Origin of the sequence: Enterococcus sp. E4-150 (genome assembly GCF_035726465.1) — a bacterium.
Classification (GTDB): Bacteria; Bacillota; Bacilli; order Lactobacillales; family Enterococcaceae; genus Enterococcus_B; species Enterococcus_B faecium.
In genome coordinates, this window is sequence record NZ_JAPRGK010000001.1 from 157,327 (window position 1) to 181,051 (window position 23,725).

At 39.1% G+C, this 23,725-nt stretch carries 22 protein-coding genes and 1 riboswitch; of the genes, 16 read left to right on the forward strand and 6 right to left on the reverse strand.

Annotated elements, in window-relative coordinates:
• Nucleotides 1-53 precede the first annotated feature (53 nt).
• Nucleotides 54-228, reverse strand: a riboswitch (Lysine riboswitch).
• A 256-nt stretch (nt 229-484) separates the two neighbouring features.
• Nucleotides 485-781: a hypothetical protein gene (locus tag OZ002_RS00780; RefSeq protein WP_002293448.1), complete on the reverse strand. Its 297-nt coding sequence runs from the start codon at nt 779-781 to the stop codon at nt 485-487.
• A 175-nt stretch (nt 782-956) separates the two neighbouring features.
• On the opposite strand from OZ002_RS00780, the gene OZ002_RS00785 reads away from it, so the two are divergent.
• Genes OZ002_RS00785 through OZ002_RS00795 form a run of 3 tightly spaced genes read left to right on the forward strand, consistent with a single transcriptional unit; the run spans nt 957 to nt 3,041 of the window.
• Complete coding sequence (locus OZ002_RS00785) at nt 957-1,682, forward strand: NAD-dependent protein deacylase (protein ID WP_002297083.1); 726 nt, start codon at nt 957-959, stop codon at nt 1,680-1,682.
• Nucleotides 1,675-2,517 (forward strand): chorismate mutase, encoded by an 843-nt coding sequence (locus OZ002_RS00790; RefSeq protein ID WP_002294234.1) that lies wholly within the window; start codon nt 1,675-1,677, stop codon nt 2,515-2,517. The genes OZ002_RS00785 and OZ002_RS00790 overlap by 8 nt, the downstream gene beginning before the upstream one ends.
• Nucleotides 2,518-2,519: 2 nt before the next feature.
• Nucleotides 2,520-3,041 (forward strand): transcription repressor NadR, encoded by a 522-nt coding sequence (locus tag OZ002_RS00795; RefSeq protein WP_125179432.1) that lies wholly within the window; start codon nt 2,520-2,522, stop codon nt 3,039-3,041.
• Between the two features lie 252 nt (nt 3,042-3,293).
• Here the strand turns inward: OZ002_RS00795 and def are convergent, their stop codons facing one another.
• Nucleotides 3,294-3,857, reverse strand: coding sequence for a peptide deformylase (def, locus tag OZ002_RS00800; RefSeq protein WP_002289284.1), 564 nt, complete (start codon nt 3,855-3,857; stop codon nt 3,294-3,296).
• Between the two features lie 250 nt (nt 3,858-4,107).
• Here def and rpsO point away from each other — a divergent pair, with 250 nt between their 5' ends.
• The 5 genes from rpsO to OZ002_RS00825 all read left to right on the forward strand — a co-directional run bounded on the left by rpsO (nt 4,108) and on the right by OZ002_RS00825 (nt 11,257).
• Nucleotides 4,108-4,377: a 30S ribosomal protein S15 gene (gene rpsO / locus OZ002_RS00805; RefSeq protein WP_002289282.1), complete on the forward strand. Its 270-nt coding sequence runs from the start codon at nt 4,108-4,110 to the stop codon at nt 4,375-4,377.
• Between the two features lie 187 nt (nt 4,378-4,564).
• Nucleotides 4,565-6,691 (forward strand): polyribonucleotide nucleotidyltransferase, encoded by a 2,127-nt coding sequence (pnp, locus tag OZ002_RS00810; RefSeq protein ID WP_156249212.1) that lies wholly within the window; start codon nt 4,565-4,567, stop codon nt 6,689-6,691.
• A gap of 509 nt (nt 6,692-7,200) precedes the next feature.
• The gene (locus tag OZ002_RS00815; protein ID WP_002289280.1) at nt 7,201-7,467 is read left to right on the forward strand and encodes a GlsB/YeaQ/YmgE family stress response membrane protein; all 267 of its coding nucleotides are present in this window, start codon (nt 7,201-7,203) and stop codon (nt 7,465-7,467) included.
• Nucleotides 7,468-7,610: 143 nt separating this feature from the next.
• Complete coding sequence (locus tag OZ002_RS00820; protein WP_002289279.1) at nt 7,611-9,602, forward strand: KUP/HAK/KT family potassium transporter; 1,992 nt, start codon at nt 7,611-7,613, stop codon at nt 9,600-9,602.
• A 353-nt stretch (nt 9,603-9,955) separates the two neighbouring features.
• Nucleotides 9,956-11,257 carry a hemolysin family protein gene (locus OZ002_RS00825; protein WP_156249213.1) on the forward strand — a complete coding sequence of 434 codons (1,302 nt, stop codon included), beginning with the start codon at nt 9,956-9,958 and terminating at the stop codon, nt 11,255-11,257.
• A gap of 128 nt (nt 11,258-11,385) precedes the next feature.
• Here OZ002_RS00825 and OZ002_RS00830 read toward each other — a convergent pair whose 3' ends face one another.
• The 3 genes from OZ002_RS00830 to OZ002_RS00840 all read right to left on the reverse strand — a co-directional run bounded on the left by OZ002_RS00830 (nt 11,386) and on the right by OZ002_RS00840 (nt 14,195).
• Entirely contained in the window at nt 11,386-12,756 is a 1,371-nt protein-coding gene (locus OZ002_RS00830) for an MATE family efflux transporter (RefSeq protein ID WP_002289277.1), read from the reverse strand.
• A gap of 181 nt (nt 12,757-12,937) precedes the next feature.
• A complete protein-coding gene (locus tag OZ002_RS00835) occupies nt 12,938-13,261 on the reverse strand; it encodes a DUF960 domain-containing protein (RefSeq protein ID WP_002289744.1) in 324 nt (107 codons plus the stop codon).
• A 325-nt stretch (nt 13,262-13,586) separates the two neighbouring features.
• Nucleotides 13,587-14,195, reverse strand: a complete 609-nt coding sequence (locus OZ002_RS00840) for a 50S ribosomal protein L25/general stress protein Ctc (RefSeq protein WP_002299254.1) — start codon at nt 14,193-14,195, stop codon at nt 13,587-13,589.
• Between the two features lie 329 nt (nt 14,196-14,524).
• On the opposite strand from OZ002_RS00840, the gene OZ002_RS00845 reads away from it, so the two are divergent.
• The 7 genes from OZ002_RS00845 to OZ002_RS00875 all read left to right on the forward strand — a co-directional run bounded on the left by OZ002_RS00845 (nt 14,525) and on the right by OZ002_RS00875 (nt 20,425).
• Nucleotides 14,525-15,241, forward strand: a complete 717-nt coding sequence (locus OZ002_RS00845; RefSeq protein WP_156249214.1) for a 16S rRNA pseudouridine(516) synthase — start codon at nt 14,525-14,527, stop codon at nt 15,239-15,241.
• Between the two features lie 12 nt (nt 15,242-15,253).
• A complete protein-coding gene (locus OZ002_RS00850) occupies nt 15,254-15,949 on the forward strand; it encodes a YjjG family noncanonical pyrimidine nucleotidase (RefSeq protein ID WP_002317068.1) in 696 nt (231 codons plus the stop codon).
• An 83-nt stretch (nt 15,950-16,032) separates the two neighbouring features.
• Nucleotides 16,033-16,662, forward strand: coding sequence for a uridine kinase (gene udk, locus OZ002_RS00855; RefSeq protein WP_002289751.1), 630 nt, complete (start codon nt 16,033-16,035; stop codon nt 16,660-16,662).
• Between the two features lie 503 nt (nt 16,663-17,165).
• Nucleotides 17,166-17,768 carry a TVP38/TMEM64 family protein gene (locus OZ002_RS00860; RefSeq protein ID WP_156249215.1) on the forward strand — a complete coding sequence of 201 codons (603 nt, stop codon included), beginning with the start codon at nt 17,166-17,168 and terminating at the stop codon, nt 17,766-17,768.
• Nucleotides 17,769-17,789: 21 nt separating this feature from the next.
• Nucleotides 17,790-18,278: a GNAT family N-acetyltransferase gene (locus OZ002_RS00865; protein ID WP_002328042.1), complete on the forward strand. Its 489-nt coding sequence runs from the start codon at nt 17,790-17,792 to the stop codon at nt 18,276-18,278.
• A 322-nt stretch (nt 18,279-18,600) separates the two neighbouring features.
• Nucleotides 18,601-19,974: a hypothetical protein gene (locus OZ002_RS00870; RefSeq protein ID WP_002331998.1), complete on the forward strand. Its 1,374-nt coding sequence runs from the start codon at nt 18,601-18,603 to the stop codon at nt 19,972-19,974.
• The gene (locus OZ002_RS00875; protein ID WP_002307386.1) at nt 19,958-20,425 is read left to right on the forward strand and encodes a YaiI/YqxD family protein; all 468 of its coding nucleotides are present in this window, start codon (nt 19,958-19,960) and stop codon (nt 20,423-20,425) included. The genes OZ002_RS00870 and OZ002_RS00875 overlap by 17 nt, the downstream gene beginning before the upstream one ends.
• A 248-nt stretch (nt 20,426-20,673) precedes the next feature.
• Here the strand turns inward: OZ002_RS00875 and OZ002_RS00880 are convergent, their stop codons facing one another.
• Nucleotides 20,674-22,419 carry an ABC1 kinase family protein gene (locus tag OZ002_RS00880; protein ID WP_038811416.1) on the reverse strand — a complete coding sequence of 582 codons (1,746 nt, stop codon included), beginning with the start codon at nt 22,417-22,419 and terminating at the stop codon, nt 20,674-20,676.
• A gap of 195 nt (nt 22,420-22,614) precedes the next feature.
• On the opposite strand from OZ002_RS00880, the gene OZ002_RS00885 reads away from it, so the two are divergent.
• Nucleotides 22,615-23,691 carry a D-alanine--D-alanine ligase gene (locus OZ002_RS00885; protein ID WP_002307390.1) on the forward strand — a complete coding sequence of 359 codons (1,077 nt, stop codon included), beginning with the start codon at nt 22,615-22,617 and terminating at the stop codon, nt 23,689-23,691.
• Nucleotides 23,692-23,725 lie beyond the last annotated feature (34 nt).

Here is a 23,725-nt window from a genome sequence, read left to right on the forward strand (position 1 = left end):
CGATTTATAGATATAAAAAGGCCGCTAAAATTCCATAAGGTGATAAACCTCTCACAAAACATAGCGCAACTTAGCATCACTGCTAAGACAGTCCGCAAGCTCTTAACTTGCGTCCCAACATACACTCCAAGCAAAAAAGTGCACATTTCGGCGATCCTCCCTATTCCTGCTTCTCCATGTTTGCTTCACTCCACAGGGTTAATGATTCTCGCGACCTCTACCTCATTGATTGAGGCATCTCGTATTCAGTTATTTATACAAAAAAAAGTTTACGATACTCGAGAGGCTTTGTCAATCTATAACTGCTGTTTTTTGAAAAAATACTGATAAATATAGAAATCTTTACTTTTACCGAAAAAACAATCAAAATGTGAATCATCTATCCATTGCAAACGATAGTATAATTATACACAAAAATGTATGTAATACAATAAAAAAAGAACTAGAACAGAAAATTTCCTGTGTCCAGTTCCATCTCGATCATTTAAGCTGCCGCTTTCTTTGGCTCACGTCCTAGGATCGCTTGCAAAAGAACAACGACGCCATAAATGGCTAATATTAGATAAATCAAACTTGAGTATTGGGTGATTCCCCAGCCCCATGTTCGATATACGGCTAATGTAATGGCTAAAACAATTGCGGCAATCACGTTGAATAAAGCAAAAGCCCAAAGATTTCCATTTTCTTTGCGTACAAGATAAAAAACAGAGAAATAAACGCTTAACGCTAACCAGGCGATACAAGCCAGAATAACGCCCCAATAAATAAAGAATGGTAACATATCGATTCACCTCACTTTTATACAGCAGTATTGTAACACGTTTTCATTCTTTTGTCAGTGAACATTGTGATAAATTGCTCAAATGCCCATAACACTTTTTTATTCCCATTTTTCTGACTTTTCAACAATAAATTTGTTCGAGTATGGGCTATAATGGAAAGTGAGGTGACAAAACATGAAACAATTAACAGTAGACGAAGCAGCAAAAGAGATATTAGCTTATCAGCAAATTACATTTTTGACCGGTGCAGGGGTATCCACACCTTCTGGAGTGCCAGACTATCGATCTTTGTCAGGAATCTACCACGGGATGGAGCAGCCGGAATACTTGCTGAGTCATCAAGCAATGGTGAATGAACCGGATAAATTCTATCAATTTGTCAAAAAGATTTATCATCCTGAAGCAAAACCCAATATCATCCATTTGGAAATAGCACATTTAGCGAAAGAAAAAAATGTTTGGGTTGTTTCCCAAAACATCGACGGTTTGCACGCAAAGGCTAAAAGCCCGCAACTCGTCAATTTTCATGGGAGTCTGTATCAATGTCATTGTCGAAAATGTCAACAAACGGTAGACTGGAAAGAATATCTTCACAGCGACAAACATCAAGCATGCGGAGGACAAATACGCCCAGACATCGTGTTATATGGTGAAGGGTTTCAAGATGGAGTCATGGAGCAGGCGGCTTATGCCGTCAGCCAAGCAGAGCTGATCGTCATTGTTGGAACGAGTTTTCAAGTTCATCCGTTTTGTGATCTGGTACAGTTTCGCCAGCCGTCAGCCAAAATCTTAGTAATCAATCAAACGCCTGTTTATTTAGCGGAGCCTTATACGTTTATTCAAGAAGACGGAGCGGTTGTTTTCAAAAAAATACAAGAATTAGGAGCAGATTATGACTGAATTCAAAACCGAAAAAGAAAAAATGATTGCAGGCGAGCTTTATTTTGCCAATGATCCTGAGCTGGTTGCCGACCGTATGTTTGCAAGAAGTCAAAGCCAAATCATCAACCAAGCAGAATCAGCGGAACTGCGATCCCAATTGTTGAAAGAGACTTTTGGCCGTACAGGGAAAAAAATCTATATGGAGCCAGTTATCAATTTTGATTACGGATATAATATATTTGTTGGGGAGAATTTTTATGCAAATTTCAATTGTACATTTTTAGATGTCAGCACGATTGAAATCGGTGATAACTGCATGTTCGCTCCGAATGTCCAGCTTTACACGGCGACGCATCCACTACATCCAGTGAAACGTAACAGCGGTCTGGAGTACGCAAAACCCATTAAAATCGGTAATAATGTTTGGTTAGGCGGAGGAGTTATCGTCACGCCGGGTGTCACTCTAGGGGACAACGTAGTAGTCGGCGCAGGTTCGGTTGTGACCAAATCTTTTCCCGACAATGTAGTGATTGCAGGAAATCCTGCTCGTATCATCAAGACAGTAGAGGAAGAACTAACAGAAGAGTCTCTTGAAACATTACGTCATAAGATCGATATGATCGATCGAGAGTTGGTTGCTTTATTAGAAAAAAGAATGGATACGGTAACTAAAATAGGACAAGTGAAAAAAGAAGAAAACCAAGCAGTTTATGATGCAAAAAGAGAGCAGCAAGTATTGGATAAAGTTGTTAGTCTGCTGAAAAATAAGGGATATAAGGAAACAATAACAGACACGTATGTTGATTTGATGAAACACTCGCGCGAATACCAAAACAAAATGAAGGAGGAATAAGTGTGATCGAAGGAGAGACACGGCGAAAACAAATCATGCAAACCTTGGCAAATACAGAAAAACCAGTGAGTGCTAGCAAGTTTGCGAAAACTTTTGGAGTCAGCCGTCAGATCATTGTAGGCGATATTGCTTTACTACGAGCTACAGGTAAAAGTATCGTGGCAACAGCAAGAGGTTATATCCTCGAAACAGAAGAAACCAATACTGGGCACATCAGTAAAATCGCTGTCCAACATGGAAAAGATCAAACAGAAGAAGAACTGAGACTAATCGTTGAAAATGGTGGTGAAATCATTGATGTAATTGTGGAACATCCCCTTTACGGTGAGTTAGCAGGAACTTTGCACATCAAAACGCCACAAGATATCGATTCCTTTATGAGACGTTATCAAAAAAGTAATGCTACTTTGTTATCCGAATTAACAGGCGGCATCCATCTGCATACGATCCGCTACCCAGAAAAGCATATGCTGAAAATCATCAAACAAAAACTAGCTGAAGCAGGAATCCTCTACGAAGGATAACATCGTAGCTGCTACTTTTTATCCTAGAAACTATTCTATCATCTCTGAGATAAACACCCATATGGAAGAAATAAGAAAAAATAAGAAAAGATGCGTATCCAATACACAGAATTTTTTGGAATTGCGATTTCTAGATGTCTATCTAAATTTCGATTAGTGGAGAAACATAAAAAAGGGAAGTGCAGCTTTTGAGCACTCCCCTTTTTTATAAAGCTTTCTTGTAGCATAGTATCGAAGGAACCTGCCAATTCTCTACTCGATTACCAATACGCCTTCTTTTAGTGCAAATGGATTTTGATCGTTGATGTGGTCATAGAACATCACACCGTTGATATGGTCGATTTCATGTTGAACGACGATTGATTCATAATTCTTCAAACGAATCTTGTGTTTTTCACCATTCATATCATAATAAGACACAGTGATTTTGGCATGGCGAACAACATATCCTGGTACTTCTCGATCAACAGATAAACAGCCTTCACCTTCCCCTAAACAAGCATCTTGAACAGAATGGCTCAAAATTTTAGGATTATACATAACAGTACTTAGAGAAGGTCCATCTGCCTCTGGGTCAGGACTTGGTACGTGAACAGCAATGATTCTTTTAGAAATATCTAATTGAGGAGCAGCTAAGCCAACACCGCCTCGTAAGTGTAGTTCTTCAGCTTTGATTGGATCTTGGCTGTTTTTTAAGAACTCAAGCATCTCTTTTCCTAAAGAGATATCTTCTTCGCTTAATGGAAGAGAAACTTCTTTTGCAACTTCGCGTAAGGTCGGATTTCCTTCACGAATGATATCATCCATTGTAATCATGGAATATGTACCCCTTTCTTAAAAGACTGTGTTTCAAGTCTATTTTCGCATTATAGTTTACCACAAAAATGGAAAAGTAGTAGTAAGATTGTTTGAAAACTACCTTTTCTTAATGATTAACTACTTGATTTTCAACCCGGTTTCAGGTAAAGTATAGCTGTGTGCTCTAGGCACATGACCTGCCACTTGGTTAAGCGAATCACCAACGTTTTACTCAGTCGCAGGGGAATAATCGAAAGAGGTGAAAGAAATGGCAATTTCAAAAGAACGCAAGAATGAAATCATCAACGAATACGCTCGCCATGAAGGGGATACTGGTTCTCCAGAAGTACAAATCGCTGTATTAACTGAAGAAATCAACCACTTGAATGAACATGCACGCGTGCACAAAAAAGACCATCATTCATACCGCGGCCTAATGAAAAAAGTTGGTCACCGCCGTAACTTGTTAGCTTACTTACGTAAAACTGACGTTCAACGTTACCGCGAATTGATCAAACGTTTAGGCTTGCGTCGTTAATTTTAGTCAAAAAGAGTGGGATTCACATGAATCTCACTTTTTTTACTCGTATATCAATTAAGTAAAATTCCGTGATCAAGCTAGATGGACTCCTACTAACCAAATGAAAGCTGCTCAAAAGACGGCTTTCGGCAGTTTTCATTTGTTTAGTAGCGTCTTGCTTTCACGAGAAGGAAAAGGAGAAGTTATGTCAGAAAAACAAGTATTCAAAACGACATGGGGCGGCCGTCCCTTACAAATCGAAGTCGGTCAGCTAGCAAAACAAGCAAACGGAGCCGTTTTAGTCCGTTATGGAGATACAGTAGTCTTAAGTGCAGCTGTGGCCTCTAAAGAAGCAAAAGATACAGACTTTTTCCCATTAACGATCAATTATGAAGAAAAAATGTATGCAGCAGGGAAAATCCCTGGAGGTTTCATCAAACGAGAAGGCCGTCCAAGTACGGAAGCAACATTGACTGCCCGTTTGATCGACCGTCCAATTCGCCCGATGTTTGCAGAAGGCTTCCGTAATGAAGTCCAAGTAACGAACATCGTGATGAGTGTAGAAACAGACTGCTCGCCAGCTATGGCAGCAATGCTAGGTTCTTCTTTAGCACTATCAATCTCAGATATCCCATTTGACGGCCCAATTGCAGGCGTAGAAGTTGGTCGTGTAAATGGCGAGTACGTCTTGAATCCAACAGTAGAACAAGCAGAACAAACAGATATCGAATTGACTGTTGCCGGAACGAAACAAGCCATCAATATGGTTGAAAGCGGCGCGAAAGAAGTTTCAGAAGAAGACATGCTTGGTGCATTGCTGTTTGGTTTTGACGCTATCAAAGAGTTAGTTGCTTTCCAAGAAGAAATCGTTCAAGCAGTAGGGAAAGAAAAAATGGAAGTGACTTTACTGCAAGTTGATGAAGTATTGAAAAAAGAAATCTTTGATGCTTCTTACGCTACAATGAAAGCAGCAGTAATGACTGAAGAAAAACTTGCTCGCGAAGATAATATCGAGCAGGTGAAGATCGATATCCGCGAAGCTTATGCTGAGAAATTTGCAGGTCATGAAGATGAAGATCACTTGGTGAAAGAAGTTAAACAAATCACAGAAGATCTTGAAAAAGATGTCGTACGTGAATTGATCACCATCGATAAGATCCGTCCTGACGGGCGTAAATTGGATGAAATCCGTCCATTGTCATCAGAGGTCAGCTTATTGCCACGTGTACATGGATCAGGTTTGTTCACACGAGGACAAACACAAGCTTTATCAGCTTGTACACTCGCACCTCTAGGAGAGCACCAAATCATTGATGGTTTAGGGGTGGAAGTCAGCAAACGATTCATCCACCACTACAATTTCCCTCAATTTTCTGTTGGTTCTACAGGACGTGCAGGCTCTCCAGGGCGTCGGGAAATCGGACATGGCGCATTAGGTGAACGTGCGTTAGCACAAGTAATCCCTTCAGAAGAAGAATTTCCTTATACGATCCGTTTAGTAGCAGAAGTATTGGAATCAAATGGTTCTTCTTCCCAAGCAAGTATCTGTGCTGGCACATTAGCATTGATGGATGCAGGTGTACCAATCAAAGCACCAGTCGCCGGTATTGCGATGGGACTTGTTTCTGATGGTGAAAACTATACGATCCTAACTGATATCCAAGGGCTGGAAGATCATCTTGGCGATATGGACTTTAAAGTTGCCGGTACAAAAGATGGTATCACTGCTTTACAGATGGATATCAAGATTCAAGGAATCACAGAACAAATCCTAACTGAAGCATTAACTCAAGCAAAACAAGCACGTATGGAAATCTTAGAAGAATTGACTTCAACGATTGCTGCTCCACGTGAAGAATTAAGCCAATATGCACCAAAAATCGAAATGATCCAGATCGAACCTGCTAAAATCAAAGATGTTATCGGTAAAGGCGGCGATACGATCAACGGAATCATCGATGAAACTGGTGTGAAAATCGATATCGATCAAGATGGAAAAGTAAGTATTGCTTCAGCTGATGCAGAAATGATCAAAAAAGCTATCAAGATCATCGAAGATTTGACCAAAGAAGTCAAAGTTGGTGAAGTTTATCTAGGGAAAGTTGTCCGTATCGAAAAATTCGGTGCATTCGTCAACTTGATCAAAGGAAAAGATGGACTTGTCCATATTTCCCAATTAGCAAACGATCGTGTCAATAAAGTCGAAGATGTTGTTAAACTAGGTGATGAGATCCTTGTGAAAGTAACTGAAATCGATAAACAAGGACGCGTAAATCTGTCAAGAAAAGCAATGTTGAACGAAGATGGTTCAACGAAAAATGAAGAAAAATAATTTAATTCATAGGAATAATGTACTTGTGATCGTGAAGGTGACAGGGGGACAATAATTATTCGAAAAAAGGGGACTGTGACAAAAGCCGTGTCACAGTCCTTTTTTTGCGAATAAACGGTGTTCAAAAGCTTGCATCTGCGGTAATAAGTCCAGCCAAGTTAAAAACATTAGGAGCTGTTTTTACTTGGCTGTTCTTATTACTTGATGCAGAACAGCTTTTTTACAACCTCTCCAATAAACGATGTTCAATCAGCTGTCCCTCGATATTAGCTCAAAAAACGGCAAAATGTGAGGAACTATTTTTCCGTTTGTTTCTCTAATACTCAGGTCAAACCGCTGATTTCACAACCTCTGATTCACGGTGTTCCAGAAGCAGCTTCTACGGAAATAAGCTGAACACTTTTGTTACAACTTCTTTTTTTCTGGAGTTTCTTGGCGCATATTTTTGGAGTCCTTCTGAATAAAGCGTAAAATAAAAGTGAGAAATATGGATAAAGGAGGGAAAGGAGATGCTGAATTTTTTATGGTCGTTATTTATCGGCGGTATATTAGGTTTGATAGCTGGCGCAATTTTAGGAAAGGAAGTCCCGGGAGGCGTATCTGGAAATATCATTATCGGTTTTTTAGGTAGTTGGCTCGGCGAATTTTTACTAGGACCACTGGGACCGGAACTCGGCGGTTTTTATTTGATACCAGCATTATTGGGTGCAATTTTTTGCCTTGCTCTTTATTCATTTGTGGCAAGACGTATCAGAGAACGTCCAAAGAAAGAATAATTTTATTCAAATAAGTTGACACTTCAGTGTGTTACTTGGATAATTAGAAGCAATTTAGGAAAGCGGGTGTCATGGATAAGAATATCATCTATCATTCAAGCTTACCTAAAGGATATCCATATAACAAGAAATGAGGGAAAAACGTGGCAACAACGCACAATACCAAAAAGATATCAATGGCTGGCCTGCTTGTAGCGATGGGAGTCGTCTACGGAGACATCGGGACAAGTCCGCTTTACGTTATGAAATCGATTGTTGAAGATAATGGCGGATTGTCAGGAATCAATCCTGATTTTGTTATCGGATCAGTCTCATTGATTTTTTGGACATTGACTCTACTGACAACAATCAAATATGTCGTGATTGCATTGAATGCAGATAACCATGGTGAAGGTGGAATTTTCTCACTCTACACACTTGTCCGAAAAGGTGGGAAATATTTGATCATTCCTGCAATGATCGGAGGAGCTGCCTTACTAGCAGATGGGGTATTGACCCCTGCTGTGACGGTAACGACTGCGATTGAAGGCTTGCGAGGAATTCCGCAGTTTTTTGACCGGTTCGGTAATAACCAGAACGTGATCGTCATTATCACTTTAGTTATTATTTTTGTTTTATTCATGGTCCAACGCTTTGGTACAGATATTGTCGGAAAAGCATTCGGACCAATCATGTTCGCTTGGTTTACTTTTTTAGGCGTAATGGGATTAATGAACTTCAGTCAAGACTGGACAGTTATCCGTGCACTGAATCCTTATTATGCTATCCAGCTGCTTTTTAGTGCAGATAACAAATTAGGCTTGTTCATTCTTGGAAATATTTTCCTGGCTACGACAGGTGCAGAGGCGCTTTATTCCGATCTTGGACATGTCGGCAAACGAAATATTCGTCTGAGCTGGCCTTACGTCAAAATTTGTTTGGTTATCAATTATTTTGGGCAGGCTGCGTGGTTGTTGAATGTTTATCAAAACCCTGAAGCACAGCAAATCAAGAACCTGAATCCATTCTTCCAAATGATGCCTCAAAGTTGGATCGTGATCGGCGTTGCTTTTGCAACAGTCGCTGCAGTCATTGCTTCGCAAGCATTGATTACAGGTTCGTTTACGCTAGTTTCAGAAGCAATCAAATTGAAACTGCTGCCTCGGTTAAAGATCATGTATCCTGGGAACAGTATCGGGCAAATGTATATCCCAGCAGTCAATCTGATTTTATGGATCGCCTGTTCTCTAGTGGTTGTCACATTCCGAACGTCTCATCATATGGAAGCTGCTTACGGTCTATCGATCACTGTGACGATGTTGATGACAACAGCACTGCTTTACTTTTATCTTATCCAAAATGGGCATTCTCGTTGGCTTGCATATTTAGTTACCTTTTTCTTCGGTGCGATAGAAGTCGTTTTCTTTATCTCAAGTGTTGTCAAATTCTTCCGAGGCGGTTTTGTAGCCGTTCTGATTGGTTTGATCATCTTAGTCGTGATGTTTATTTGGGAACAAGGGAACATTATTCGCGAATCGTCAACCGAGGATGTGTCTTTGAGAGATTATATCCCGCAGCTTAGAGAATTACGTGATGATACTTCTTTACCAATCTATCAGACAAATGTGGTCTTCTTGGTTCCTGATATGGCTGAAGATAAAGTTGGCCGACAGTTCATCTATTCGATTTTAGATAAACGGCCTAAAAGAGCACGAGTCTATTGGTTTGTTCATGTGGAAGTGACGGATGAGCCATATACGAAAGAATATCAAGTAGACATGATGGACACTGATTTTATTGTCCAAGTGAATCTGTTCTTAGGTTTCAGGGTTCAACAGGAAATCAACGTATATGTTCGCCAAGTCATCCATGATTTGATGAAACAAGGCCGTTTGCCAAAACAGCCACAAAGATACTCTCTGACACCAGGGCGAGAAGTTGGCGATTTCCAATTTGTCCTGATTGATGAAGTAGTTTCCAATGTGACAACTCTAGGAAAATGGCAACGTCAAATCATGCAGGCAAAACTGGCAATCAAAAAAATCGCTACCTCGCCAGAAACATGGTTTGGGCTAGAGTACAGCGAAGTAAAACATGAAACTGTTCCGCTTATCATTGGAAATACTCGGAAAACATGGTTGAAAGAGCGGTTGTGAAAGTAGCGCTTTGACCTGAACTAATGTCGAATGTCAGCTACTTGAACACCGTTTATCAGAGGTCATGAAAAAGCTGTACTGCAACAAGCAGTAAGAACGAGCAGATAAAAACAGCTTCTCATGTTTTTCATCTGTTTGGGCTTAATGCCGCAGATGCAAGCTTTTGAATACCGTTTTTATCAGAGGTCATGAAAAAGCTGTTTAGCAACAAGTAACGCAATGATTTTGAAGTGATAAGGAGATGTGGCTGAAAAATGCCGCATCTCCTTTTTTATTCCTAAATATGAATACGCATTATTTTCAATCTTTTTGTAGAAAAAGGGTACAATAGAAAAAGAGAAAGGCGGGAGAATATGGTTATCAATTTTATTATTTTATTTTTGATGATTGCAATTACTTCATTTTTTGTAGCAAGTGAATTTGCTTTAGTGAAAATCAGACGATCAAGATTGGAACAACTAGAAAAGGAAAATGTAAAGAACGCCAAGCTAGCTCTTCATGTTACACACCATTTAGATAACTATTTATCAGCTAGTCAATTAGGAATTACGCTAACCGGTTTGATCATCGGGTGGGTCGGTGAAGGATCTGTCGCGGCTTTACTAGAACCAGTGATCGGTAAACTACCTTTTAGTTCGGCTATTAGCAGTACAATCTCTGTGGCGCTGGGATTTATTTTAGTTACGTATATCGATGTGGTTATTGGCGAACTGCTTCCTAAGAGCTATAGTATCGTCAATACGGAGAAGGTCGTCTTGTTCGTAGTTAAACCACTTCATTATTTTTATAAAGTAATGTTTCCTTTTATTTGGATATTGAATCATTCAGCTGCAGGGCTAGGGAAGCTATTAGGTGTGCGTCTCGTATCTGAAGGAGAAGAGACATTGTCTCAAGAAGAGCTGACATTAGTCGCATTGAATTCTTATGAAAAAGGAGAGTTGACCAAAGAAGAATATCATTATTTGGAAAACGTGTTTGAATTTGATGATACCTTGGCAAAAGATATACAAGTAGACCGTACGTCCATGCAAGTATTCGAAGCTTCAGAAACCGTCAAAGAAGCGATAAAAGCTTCGATTGAACAAGGACATACTCGCTATCCGGTTATCTTAGAATCAAAAGACAATGTTTTAGGTTATGTCACCTTGCCAGATTTGATCAAGCAATCTTATAAAGATGACCAGCTGACAGTAGAACAGTTGATTGAAGAGCCGATCGTAACAACTGAAACGATCCCTATAAAAAAATTATTGACGATCATGCGAAAAAAGGGAAAGCATATTGCTATCTTAAAAGATGAATACGGAGGAACAAGCGGTTTAGTGACAATTGAAGATATTTTGGAAGAAATTGTCGGGGAAATCCGAGATGAGACAGATTTGGACGAAGCATTGATAGCGGAACAGTCAGATGGCTCTTATATCATCTCCGGCAAACTAACATTAGATGATTTCCAGCGTTATTTTCATGTAGAGATTCCAGAGTTTGAAGAAACGAATTTTACTACACTTGCGGGCTTTGCTTCTAGCCGATATAAAGAAATAAAAGCAGGAACAATCATTGAGATTGCATCTTTCCGTTTCACGGTATTAGAATACCAGCATGCACATATCGATTATTTCAAAGTAGAGTCCACGGAAAGAAAAACAGAATAAAAGAAAAAGGCTGTGACATTTTTTGTCACAGCCTTTTTGTTATCTAAAAAACCTGTTTTCGGTAAACGAAGAAGATATTTTCAATAAAAGTTTTCATTTTTAGCCGCAACGATTTCTTTTAATCAAGGCTATCTTGCTTCTGCATGTTCTAATGTGAAATGTTCCTCTTCACCCATGTGTTTCAATTGTTTCATCGAACGCATATAAGAGTAAAGCAACACGGCAACAGAACCGATCCAAGCTAAAGGAGAAGCTGCTGCTGCTCCTGGGTATCCCCACATTCCTGTAAGAACGATAGCTGCAAAAGAACGCATAAGCAATTCCATCATACCGGCGATCGTAGGGATCTTGCTTTGTCCAAGCCCTTGAAGTGTGTAGCGTAAAATGAACAGGACTGCTAAGATCCAGTAAAGAGACCCATTGATATTGAAGTAGGTTTGTGCTAATTCAAATACACGTGTTTCTGATGGGCTAACAAACAATTGAACAAAGAAATGACCGAAGAAAATGACGATAGCACCTGCTAAGAGACTAAATCCGACACTCATCAATAAAGTTTGACGTACCCCTTGCAAGATTCGGCCATATTCTTTCGCACCATAGTTTTGTGCAGTGAAAGTTGCCATTGCAATACCAAATGACATCATCGGCTGATTTGCAAATTGGTCGATACGACCAGCAGCGGCTTGAGCAGCTACGACATCTGTCCCTAGACTATTTAGTGCTGCTTGTAACACGATAGCACCAACAGCGATGATCGAAGATTGAAACGCCATTGGCAAAGCAGCGTTTAGGTGTACAGCAAACTCTTCTTTTTCAAATTTGAAATCTTTTTTGCGTAACTGTAACAAAGGCATTTTTTTCTTGATATACACTAGACACAGTACGCTGGAAGAAACTTGTGCGATTACTGTAGCAATAGCTGCACCTTCTACACCCATGCCAAAATAGATAATAAAGATCAAATCAAGTACGACGTTGATGATGACCGCAATGATCAGAAAGAATAGTGGTGTGCGGCTGTCACCAAGTGCGCGAATGACATTAGAAAGCAAATTGAAACTGACTGATGCAAAGATCCCTAATAAAATAATTGAAATAAATGTTTGTGCTTGATCAAGTATTTCAGGAGGAGTTTGCATCAATTGAAGCATCGGACGAATAAACAGGAGACTTAGGACAGTTAAAATCACAGTGACGACAAGACTAATGACAACACTAGCAGCAAAACTTTTCTTCAGACCCCGATAATCTTTTGCACCGTAACGTTGTGCGGTAATAATGGCTAAACCAGCTGTTAAACCTTGGGCAAAGCCAATGATCAAAAATGTCAGGCTTCCAGTTGCACCAACCGCTGCCAGCGCATTTTTACCTAGCGTCTGACCCACGATGATCATATCGATCATATTGTAGAACTGCTGAAAAACATTTCCGATCAGTAAAGGAACAGTGAACATCAAAATCAGTTTAGCGGGGCTTCCTTTTGTTAAATCGCGCATCTTTTAAACTCCTTATATCTTTAAAATTTAGTTAGTAGTATATAGCGTTTATCCTGAGAATACCAATTAGAAATCAATGATAATTTATGAAACTCCATAAAAAGAAGCCAAGAATTGAGTCAAAGAATCAACAACTTGGCCTGGTCTGTAAAATAAGGGACATCCACGTTTATCTATCACCTTAATATTGTCTAATCTCACTTGGTAAAAGGATCGTTTCTCTCGTACCGTCATCATAGGCGTATACTTGAGCAGGAAATTGGTTCGAATAGGCAAACGGCAAATCAATATCCATTTCCACATTGCTTCCTGCTTGAGAAAAATGCATCGTCACTTTTCCACGATTTTCGATCAAATCAAAGGTTAATATATTTTCTAATGGAATGACTCCCTTAAGATCTAGGTCAATAATAAACCATATACTGTCAATCAATTCATCTGGCAAACTTGATACTACACCAACTGAAGCGTAACGGTTGCGGCTGCTATCAAAACTTTCAAACATCTGTTTAACCTCCTTCGAATCAACGAATGTTTTATTTTTATAATTAATCCTAGGATAAACTAGAAATACTTACTTCAACGAGGGTTCATTCTAATAAAGAATCAGGAAAAATGCAACAATAATTGAATACTTTTTTTCAAAGTATAAATTTTTATAAAGGTACGATAAAAGTATGCGAGGAAAAGCTTGGTAAATTAGGATTTTTCGTTTGCAAAGCTATTTGTAAAAGTGGAAGCCTCATATGAAAATAAACGATTAGAAAGAAAAAAAGGCGTGTTAAAAGCTGCTGACCCGCCGCTTCTAACACCACCTGATTGTTTCAGTATTATTCTTCTGTTGAACCGATCACTTCTGGTTCGCCACCTTCACCTGTGCTTTCTTCTTCTTCACTTTGAGCGACTACAGCAGCGATTTGCTCTTCACTGTCGGTCACGAATTTGTAATCGTCGTTTTTTGGAAGATCGGCTACTGTAATAGAATCACCTAATTCCAAGTTTGTCACGTCAACTTCAATTCGTTCAGGCAATTTGTCTGGTGTAGCAGATACGACTACTGTATACAAGTTTTGAGCTAACACTCCACCAGATTTAGCACCCACTGATTCGCCAACAAGAACGACTTCTGTTTCGACTTCTGTTTCTTCCGACATGTTTACAGATAGAAATTCTGCATGTTCGAAATGATTGGTAAAAGTGTTCGTTTGGATCTTGTGAACCAATGTATTGACTTTTTGTCCATCGATGTCCATCGTGATGACTGTGTTCGCTCCATGCTCACGCAACAATTTGCTTAGTGTCAAACCATCGAATGAGATAGGGGTACTTTCTACTTTATACCCATAAACAACAGCTGGAACTTTCCCTTCGTGACGAAGTTTGTTTCTTAATGAACGGGGACGTACTTCTCTTTTACTTACTTCTAATGATACTGACATAACCAAAATTCCTCCTTAAAATGTGACTGTCTGCTTTGGTAACGGACAGATTTTATTTAAGTGAATTCTAAAGGCTAATCTCGTGCACATCATCGAAGGCAGGGCGCTTAAAAAAGCGCAAAAGGAGAGATGCGCGCATCTCCCCTTAGAAAGTCAGGATTCAACTTTTCTCCACCAGGTCATTACGCTGTGTATGAGAAATCCAATTCACTTTACTATTTAACCGTAACGTGAACTGTTAATTAAGTCAAGGAATAACTATGATGATGTATTTGCAAGCAAGAATATTCAAGGTATAATTAATTAGTAGTAATAAGAAAGGAAACAGCATGCGTTTAGATAAATTAATAGAAGAAAAATTAGAAACGACACGCAAGGAAATGAAGCGGCTGTTTGCTTTGAAGCAAGTGATGATAGATGGCACAGTCGAATTACGACAAAATCGAAATGTAGATAGTTTACTGCATCAAATCGAAGTAGCAGGTGAACACTTAGAAACAAATGAGTCCTATTATCTTCTCAATAAACCTGAAAAAGCTGTTACAGCTGTATCAGATCCAGAAAAGACGACAGTAATCGATCTGATTGCAAGTGCCGATCGTTTCCAACCATTATATCCAGTGGGAAGACTAGATAGAGATACAACAGGACTATTGCTGATCACTTCGAATGGACAATTGGGATATGAAATGCTACTTCCAGAAAAAAAGGTTTCAAAGACTTATCAAGTAGTTGTGAACGAAAGGGTGACATCAGCAGACGTAACAGCATTTGAAAATGGAATCGTATTCGCTGATGGGTATCAATGTAAGCCGGCTGATTTAAAAATACTCAAAGCAGACAAGCACCAAAGTACGGTTTTATTGACGATCCAAGAAGGAAAATTCCATCAAGTCAAAAAGATGTTCTTAGCCCAAGGAAAGAAAGTGATCGCATTGAAGCGGTTAAGCATGGGACCATTGGAATTAGATGAACAGCTAGGAGTAGGCGAGTATCGATCGTTGACATTAGCAGAGATGAAAAAGTTAAGTATTTATTTTAAATAGGAGGTCAAAAAGATGAAATATAAAACTTTATTGTTCGATGTAGATGATACATTGTTAGATTTTCAATTAACTGAAGCCAATGCTTTAAGTGCTTTGTTTGCAGAACAAGGAATCACATTGACACCAGAAATCGAAACCAGCTATAAGGCTTTGAATCATCATTTATGGCAGGAGTTTGAAAAAGGCAGACTATCACGAGAAGAAATAATAGGCAGTCGTTTTGGGTTACTTTTCCAGCAATTTGGGAAAACAGTAGATAGTGATCAAATGGAAAAACGCTACCGCCACTACTTGAACCAAGGTCATGATCTTGTTCCAGGAAGTCTAGAAATCCTGAAAAAGGTCCATCCGCATGCTGAACTTTATATTGTGACGAACGGTGTGTCGCACACGCAACATCGGCGATTAACAGATGCAGGAATGCTTGATTACTTCAAGGATATCTTTGTCTCAGAAGCTGTCGGAGCGCAAAAGCCGATGAAAGAATTTTTTGATCATGTCTTTTCCCACATTCCTAATTTTGATAAAAAGCAAACTGTGATCATTGGTGATTCTTTGACTTCTGATATCAAAGGAGGAAATATGGCAGGGATCGATACGATTTGGTTCAATAGAAATAAATTACCAGAAATCGAAGAAATCCAGCCTACTTATCGAATCGATTCATTAGAGGAACTTTATTCATTATTGGAAATTGAAAAGGATTAATTTTCAGAAAAATATAGCATTTTCGTGTTTTTTCGCTATAATAGATTAGAATGAAAAAACGGATACGAAAGAGGTTTTAGTCAATGACAAAAAGCAAGCCAATTATCATTGGTGTGACGGGTGGATCCGGAAGCGGAAAGACAAGTGTCAGCCGTGCGATTTTCAACAACTTCCCGGACCATTCCATCATGATGCTTGAACAAGATTCTTATTACAAGGATCAGAGCCATTTGAGTTTTGAAGAACGATTGAACACAAATTACGATCACCCATTTGCCTTTGATAATGATCTGCTGATTCAGCATGTAGGCGACTTACTGAACTATAAAGCCATTGAAAAACCCGTGTATGACTATGTAGCGCATACAAGAAGTCAGGCAACGATCATTCAGGAACCAAAAGAAGTGATCATTCTAGAAGGAATCCTGATTTTAGAAGACGAACGTCTGCGTGACTTGATGGATATCAAAGTATACGTAGATACAGATGATGACATTCGTATCATTCGTCGTATCAAACGGGATATGGAAGAACGGGGACGCACATTGGACTCCGTGATCGAACAATATTTGACAGTTGTTAAACCGATGTATCATCAATTTATCGAACCAACGAAGCGCTATGCGGATATCATTGTTCCAGAAGGCGGAGAAAACCACGTTGCTATTGATTTGATTACAACAAAAGTAGCTAGTTTCTTAAACCATAAATAGTGCGCAGCGAAACAGTTGAACGGACTGCGACCGTTTGAAAAGCAAGGATTCTGCTTTTTGAACAGTCACCAGCCAACTGTTTTTTTATTTATAACAAGAGGTTGTGAAAACAGCATCTTGACCTAAGTATTAAAAAGAAGAAATGGAAAATAGCTGTTTATATTTTACCGTTTTTTGAGCTAATACCGAAGGTCAGCTGATTGAGCACCGTGAAGTAGAGGTTGTAAAAAAGCTGTCTTTGCATCAAGCGATAAGAGCATCCAAATAAAACAGCTCCTCACGTTTTTCGTTGGGTTGGGCTTATTATCGTAGATGCAAGCTTTTGAACACCGTTTAACGAGAGGTTGCAACAGAAGTGGTCAGATCCAATAAATAAGAAGAAACTTACGAAAATTATTTCTCGAATTTGTGTGAGATTTCGTCTTATTTTTTTGAAGAAGCTCTTTTGTCGCACCCCCTAAGGAGGCAGTTTTAATAAATGAAAAAAGATGTGGGGAATATAGATGTCTAAAAAAGGATCAGTTTTACAAAAATGTCTTCAGATCATGCCCATTATTGGTCTGTTGTTTTTCTTTGTGTTGATTCTTTATGCTTATCATCATGGGATTTTTCGATCGAGCACGTCTTTGCAAGCGTTTATCCAGCAATTTGGCAAGTATGCAGTGATGATATTTGTTCTGCTGCAAGTGATCCAAGTGATCATTCCTATTTTGCCGGGAGGGATCTCCTCAGTAGCGGGCATGCTGATGTTTGGCAATGGATTTGGGCTTTTATATAGTTGTATTGGCCTAGTGATTGGGGAAGCAATCGGATTTTTACTTGTCCGTTACTATGGCGTAGCCTTTGTCCAGCTTATTTTATCGCCAAAAAAGTATAAGAAATTTGATGAATTGCTGACAAGAAAAACGAAAGATATCAAAAAAGTACTAGTCGTTACCTTGCTGCTTCCCTTTGCGCCAGACGACTTGATCTGTCTAGTAGCTGGTTTGACGAAATTATCTTTTAGGGAATTTATGCAGATTGTGATTTTCTTGAAACCATGGTCGGTAGGTGTGTATAGCATGATCATGCTCTTTTTATTCCATCAAGCGCAAGGTCATTTATAATGTAAAAAAGGACGTGGGTGTATGGAAAAAATAAAAGTAACAGAAAATGAATTGGATGAGCTGATGGCAGTCATACAAGAAGTATGGCCGGAAGCTTTTGTGCCGATCATTGGTCAAAAACAAGTGGATTACATGCTGAAAACTTATCAGTCAAAAAAACAGATTCAAAAAGAACTGACAGAAGGTGTGTCCTACTTTTTATTAAAAAGCGAAGAAAAGACGGTCGGTTACACTGCTTATGAAGAGATAAATGGAAAAATTTATTTAAGTAAATTATATTTGCTAAATAAAGTACGTGGTCAAGGATTGACTTCTTCAGTTTTTCGCTGGTATGAAGAACTTGCTGCGCAAACAAAGGAAAGAGAGATCTTTTTGCGAGTGAACCAGGGAAATCATCAAGCAATCGAGGTTTATAAGCATGAAGGATTTGAGATTACAGAAGAACTTGTTTCAGATATCGGTCAAGGATTTCAAATGGTCGATTATAAAATGAAAAAAGCTCTCGCATAAACATAGGAACTGTGTTAAAGTAAATTTATGCGACGGGTCGAGAAGGACTCTGGTTTACAGAGCTCCTAATTGATTTTGGAGGCACAGGATAATTGATTTCTATCTTTATCACCTGCCGGATGCAGGGGTGTCGGGCAAGACTTTTGTGGAGAAGGGCTTGTCTGCTTGAGTAATCAAGTACCGTAAAAATGCAGAAAGAAGCTTATGCTTCTTTCTGCATTTTTTTTTACAAGAATATATTCTGTAAAATTGGTTTATTTCCCCTTTAATGCTAAAATCGAAGAGCAGATTAGTTATAAGACTGTTTAAGGGAGCCATTGTCATGTTCGAAAAACTCAAACGATTTGGGCGTAATTTTACACAAACAACGCCCTTTATCTTAAGTAACACGGTTATTTTTATTCCTTATCTTTTATTTTTGGGACTAACAGACTCGCATAACTGGCTGACGATTTTGCCATTTACGCTGTTTTATGCCTTTCGGATGACTGGACTATTTTTAGTCAACAGTCTACGATTTGGTCTAGATAGTTACACGTTGCTGATGATCGCTCTGCTGATTGGTGGTGCTGGTTCATTGCTTGGAATATTAGGCGTATTTTATTTTCCTTTATTTTATTTTTCAAGTGTTTTGCTAGGGCTGAGTGCAGCATGGCTTGTACCTGCTAATACCACGGTCAATTTTCACGAAAAGACGCAAGGTTTTATCAATATGGATGGGAAAAAGTACTTATTTGCAGCTATCTGGCTATTTCTCCTGTATCAAGCGATTGAGTTGCCTGCACCGACTCAGATTGCAGCAAGCTTTACTATTTATACACTTTTTTACGTCATGGCCTACCATACGGTTAGTCATTATCCGCGTTACGAACTGGATTTCAAAGACATCAAAAGAAATCTGGTAGCTACGCGAGAGCTTGTTTTATTTTTGATATTCTTTGGCTTATTGTTTCTTTTGAGAAATGCCCGATTGTTATTCGATGAAAGGCTTTTTGATCTTGCTATTTATGGTTTCTTGCTGCTGTTCATCTTGTTCGTGTTTGTTTTAGGACACCAGAAGAAGGAATGGAAGTTGCCAAGCTGGCTAAATCTGTTTACTTTTCTAAATGGAATGCTAGGGAATTTCCTTTTTTTGTTTAGCAGTTTTTATGTTGGCATACTGTACGGATTAGAAAAACTTTCGATTTTTATGTATTTGCCTTATGCAGCAGGCTTGATTGCAGCAAAAATAGTCGGACCATGGATTTTGAAACGTTTATCATGGTCTCCATTGGCTATGCAATTGCTTGGACTGAGTTCTTCTTTATTGGTCCTCTTGATTCCAAATGGTTTTGCGATAGGTGTCTTTCTGCTTAGTTTCTGGCACGTAGTAACAGGCAGCTGGCTAAATAAGGAATATTATCAAACTGATGCAGCTATTCCAATGGATCGCCGGATCGTTGTCAAGTATACTACTCAAAATAAAGGGAGTGTGATCCACCAGTTTTTATTGATGACGCTTTTGTTTATTTTAGCAAAAGAAATGGGAGAGCCAATCCATCTATTATTGATCACGCTGAACCATGAATCAGTGCCGATAGAAAGTGTACAACTGCTTATCTTGGCAAAATGGATCAATGTTGGTCTTTTACTGAGCGGATTAGTAACTGTTTATCATTTATGGAAGAAGGCGAAAAAGAATGAGGCTATTCATTGATGGAGATGGTTCTCCAGTAAAAGAAGATGTCATAAAATTAGGAGAATCCTATGGTCTCGACGTGATTATCGTAACCAGTGTGGACCATTATACGACCAAAGAATACGCTAATCATGTCCAAATCGTCTACGTAGACCGCGGAGCTGATAGTGCGGATTATAAAATCGTCGGTATGGTTAAGAAGAATGACTTTTTGATCACGCAAGATTATGGTTTAGCTTCACTTGTATTGCCGAAGGGTGTGCGAGTGTTCCATCACTCTGGAAAAGAATTTGACGAAGCGAATATCGGCACGCTTCTAGAACAACGTTATCATAGTGGAAAGTTAAGAAAAGCTGGCATAAGGACAAAGGGTCCAAAACCCTTTACGGAGAAAGATCATATGTCTTTTCGTCAAGCGTTAAAAAAGGCAATTGACCAAGGTTTACCAAGTACAGAAGATAGTAGGTAACGAAGGTATTTTATTTATGCTCGAATACATCAAAAAGGGAACAGGGAAACAGGATAAATGTGTTCCATGTTCCTTTTTGATTGTTCTTATTACTGGGTGCAGAACAGCTTTTTCACATTTTTTATTCTCGGTGCTTCAGAAGTAGCCTCTTCGAAAAATAAGCCGAATTTTCACAAAAATTTGAGAAACAATTTATGCAAAATCCCTTCTTATTTCTTGAAGCTGATTCTTTCTGTCACAACCTTTTTCTACTTTTTCCTCTTCTTATACATTTGGATCAATGCATCGATTGCCAAAAAAATAATGACGAATGCGGCAATAGCATACGTAAATATCCCTAATAAGGAAACGACCTCTGCGTTTTCTACAGGTGCTGCTTGGACAAGCAGGGAGGACCCTACGATCAATGCAGCTAAAATCATACCGAAAACAAGCCGATTGATCATACTTTCGATCCTGCTCAATAATTTGTCTTGCTTTTTCAATTCCAAATTGACTTTTCCTTGTCCCGAAGTCCACATTTCTAATAGATGGTGGAGCTGTTGAGGGATCTTAGGCGCAGCCTTCATCCCTTCCAATAAGTCTAATCCGCTTTGTTTCAATGTATCTTCTACATCCAGATGAGTGAGAAAATAATGTTGGGCAAAAGGCGAAGCGACTTCCATGAGGGAAACTTCAGGGTCAAGGACGCGGATCACCCCTTCTAATGTCCCAAATGCTTTCAGCAAAAGCGTGATATCACGATCGAACTGCAGATTATTTTGATGACAAATCGTCACGACGTGTGTGAATACTTCTTGCAAGTTGATTTCATCAATAGGAGAATCATAATACTGTTCAAGAAAACTTGTCAGTTCTTGGTGGAACCGACTTTCATCAAACGAGCCTTCTTGCTGACAAAGTCGAAGGACCGCTTTTTCGATTCGATAAGCATCTTTCGTATACAGCGCTAAAACGGCTTGTGTGAGTTTTTGCCTAAGTCCTGCAGAAAGATGCCCCATCATACCAAAATCGATGTAGTTGATGGTATATGGCGCAACAGGGTCTTCTGTAGAAGTGGAGGCTCGAAAAGCAAAGGAACCGAACTCTTTTTCATGGACTGTTTCAGTTTTTCGGCTAGCTTGTGTCTGTTCTTCTTTTGTTAGTACATGGAATAGCAGATTCCCTGGATGAGGATCAGCATGGAAAAAACCATCATCAAACACCTGTTTCATAAAGTTCTCAACTAAAAGCTTTGCAACTTCTTGTTTCAGCTGCTTGTTTTGAATTCCAGTGATAAAAGTTTCAGTTTTGTTTTCGGCGTTCATTAAATGATTCAAGTTTTTACCAGACATTTCTTCCATCACGATCACTTTTTTCGAACAAAAAGCGTCATAAATCTTGGGGCTGCGGATCTCTTTCCAGCCATTGTTCTTTTGATAGAATTGTTCGCCATTTTGACTTTCTTTTAAGAAGTCCATTTCATTGATCAAGGAACGTTTTACTTCTTGGAGTACCCCTTTTAGATCAACTACGCTAGTTTCAGGAATGTATTTGATCAAAGGGATTGCTCGTTCAAATAGTTGAAGATCAAGTCGAATCTCTTCGGCGATGTTAGGGTGTTGGATCTTAACGACGACCGAGTCACCGTTCTTCAGCTTGGCACGATGAGCCTGCCCCATAGAAGCAGAGGCAAAAGGCGATTTGGAAAAATCATCGAATATATCTGATAATGAAAGAGAAAGTTCTGTTTCGATCGTCTTTTTGACCGTTGAAAATGTGTCGCTAGGTACACTATCTTGTAATGTTTTGAATGTTTGAGTGAAGGCAGAAGAAAGCAAATCTTCTCGAACAGAAAGCATCTGTCCTATCTTGATGAAGGTGGGGCCTAGTTCTTCAAAGGCTTTTTTTACCTGTTCGGGATTTTTTTGCTGTACAAAGTTTGGCACTACATTGTAATTGATGAACACTCGAATGATTTCTGCCAAGCGGCTACGTGGATTTGTTTGCGCCATCATCATCCCTCCTTTTCTTTATCATAACTTTTTATAAAAAACGGGACAAATAATCTAGCTGACAAAAAATAAATGACGTTTGTTCTTTTAGGAACCAACTCGTTTTTTTATAAATAAGTTATTCGTTTATTTTTGTTTTGTGCTAAAATATGAGAGTAAATCACTGAACGATTTAGAATACAGGAGGACAATCTTTTGAAGATTACTTTACTATATGGCGGACGCAGCGCAGAGCATGAAGTGTCCATTCTTTCCGCATTTTCAGTTTTAAATGCCATTTATTATAATTATTACCAAGTTCAACTCATATTTATTACAAAAGAAGGACAATGGGTCAAAGGTCCATTACTAACAGAAAAACCTGCCAGCAAAGATGTCTTGCATCTTTCATGGGACCCAAGTGGACAGACAGAGGAAGGCTTTACAGGAAAAGTGATCAATCCGGGCGAAATCAAAGAAGAAGGAGCCATCGTTTTTCCAGTTTTACATGGGCCAAACGGGGAGGATGGAACGATCCAAGGCTTCTTAGAGACATTGAATATGCCTTATGTCGGCGCAGGCGTATTGACCAGTGCATGTGCCATGGATAAAATCATGACCAAGTATATTTTACAAGCTGCTGGTGTGCCGCAAGTTCCTTATGTACCAGTACTTAAGAATCAATGGAAAGAAAATCCTAAAAAAGTATTTGATCAATGTGAAGGTTCTTTGCTTTATCCGATGTTTGTCAAACCGGCGAATATGGGTTCTAGTGTCGGCATTACAAAAGCAGAAAACCGAGAAGAGCTGCAAAATGCTTTAGCAACAGCCTATCAGTATGATTCTCGAGCAATCGTTGAACAAGGAATTGAAGCGCGCGAAATCGAAGTTGCTGTATTAGGAAATGAAGACGTTCGGACGACTTTGCCTGGTGAAGTCGTAAAAGACGTAGCATTCTATGATTATGAAGCAAAATATATCAATAATAAAATCGAAATGCAGATTCCAGCCGAAGTGCCAGAAGAAGTTTATCAAAAAGCACAAGAGTACGCGAAGTTAGCTTACACGATGTTAGGCGGAAGCGGATTGAGCCGGTGTGATTTCTTTTTGACAAATAAAAATGAATTATTCCTGAATGAATTAAACTCTATGCCAGGATTTACGGAGTTCAGTATGTACCCACTTTTATGGGAAAACATGGGCTTGAAATACGGCGATCTGATTGAAGAACTGATCCAGTTAGGAATGAATCGATACCATCAGCGTCAATCTTTTTTTGAAAAAAATGAATAAAGAAAAAATAAAGGAAGAAGCTGGAGTGAACGCG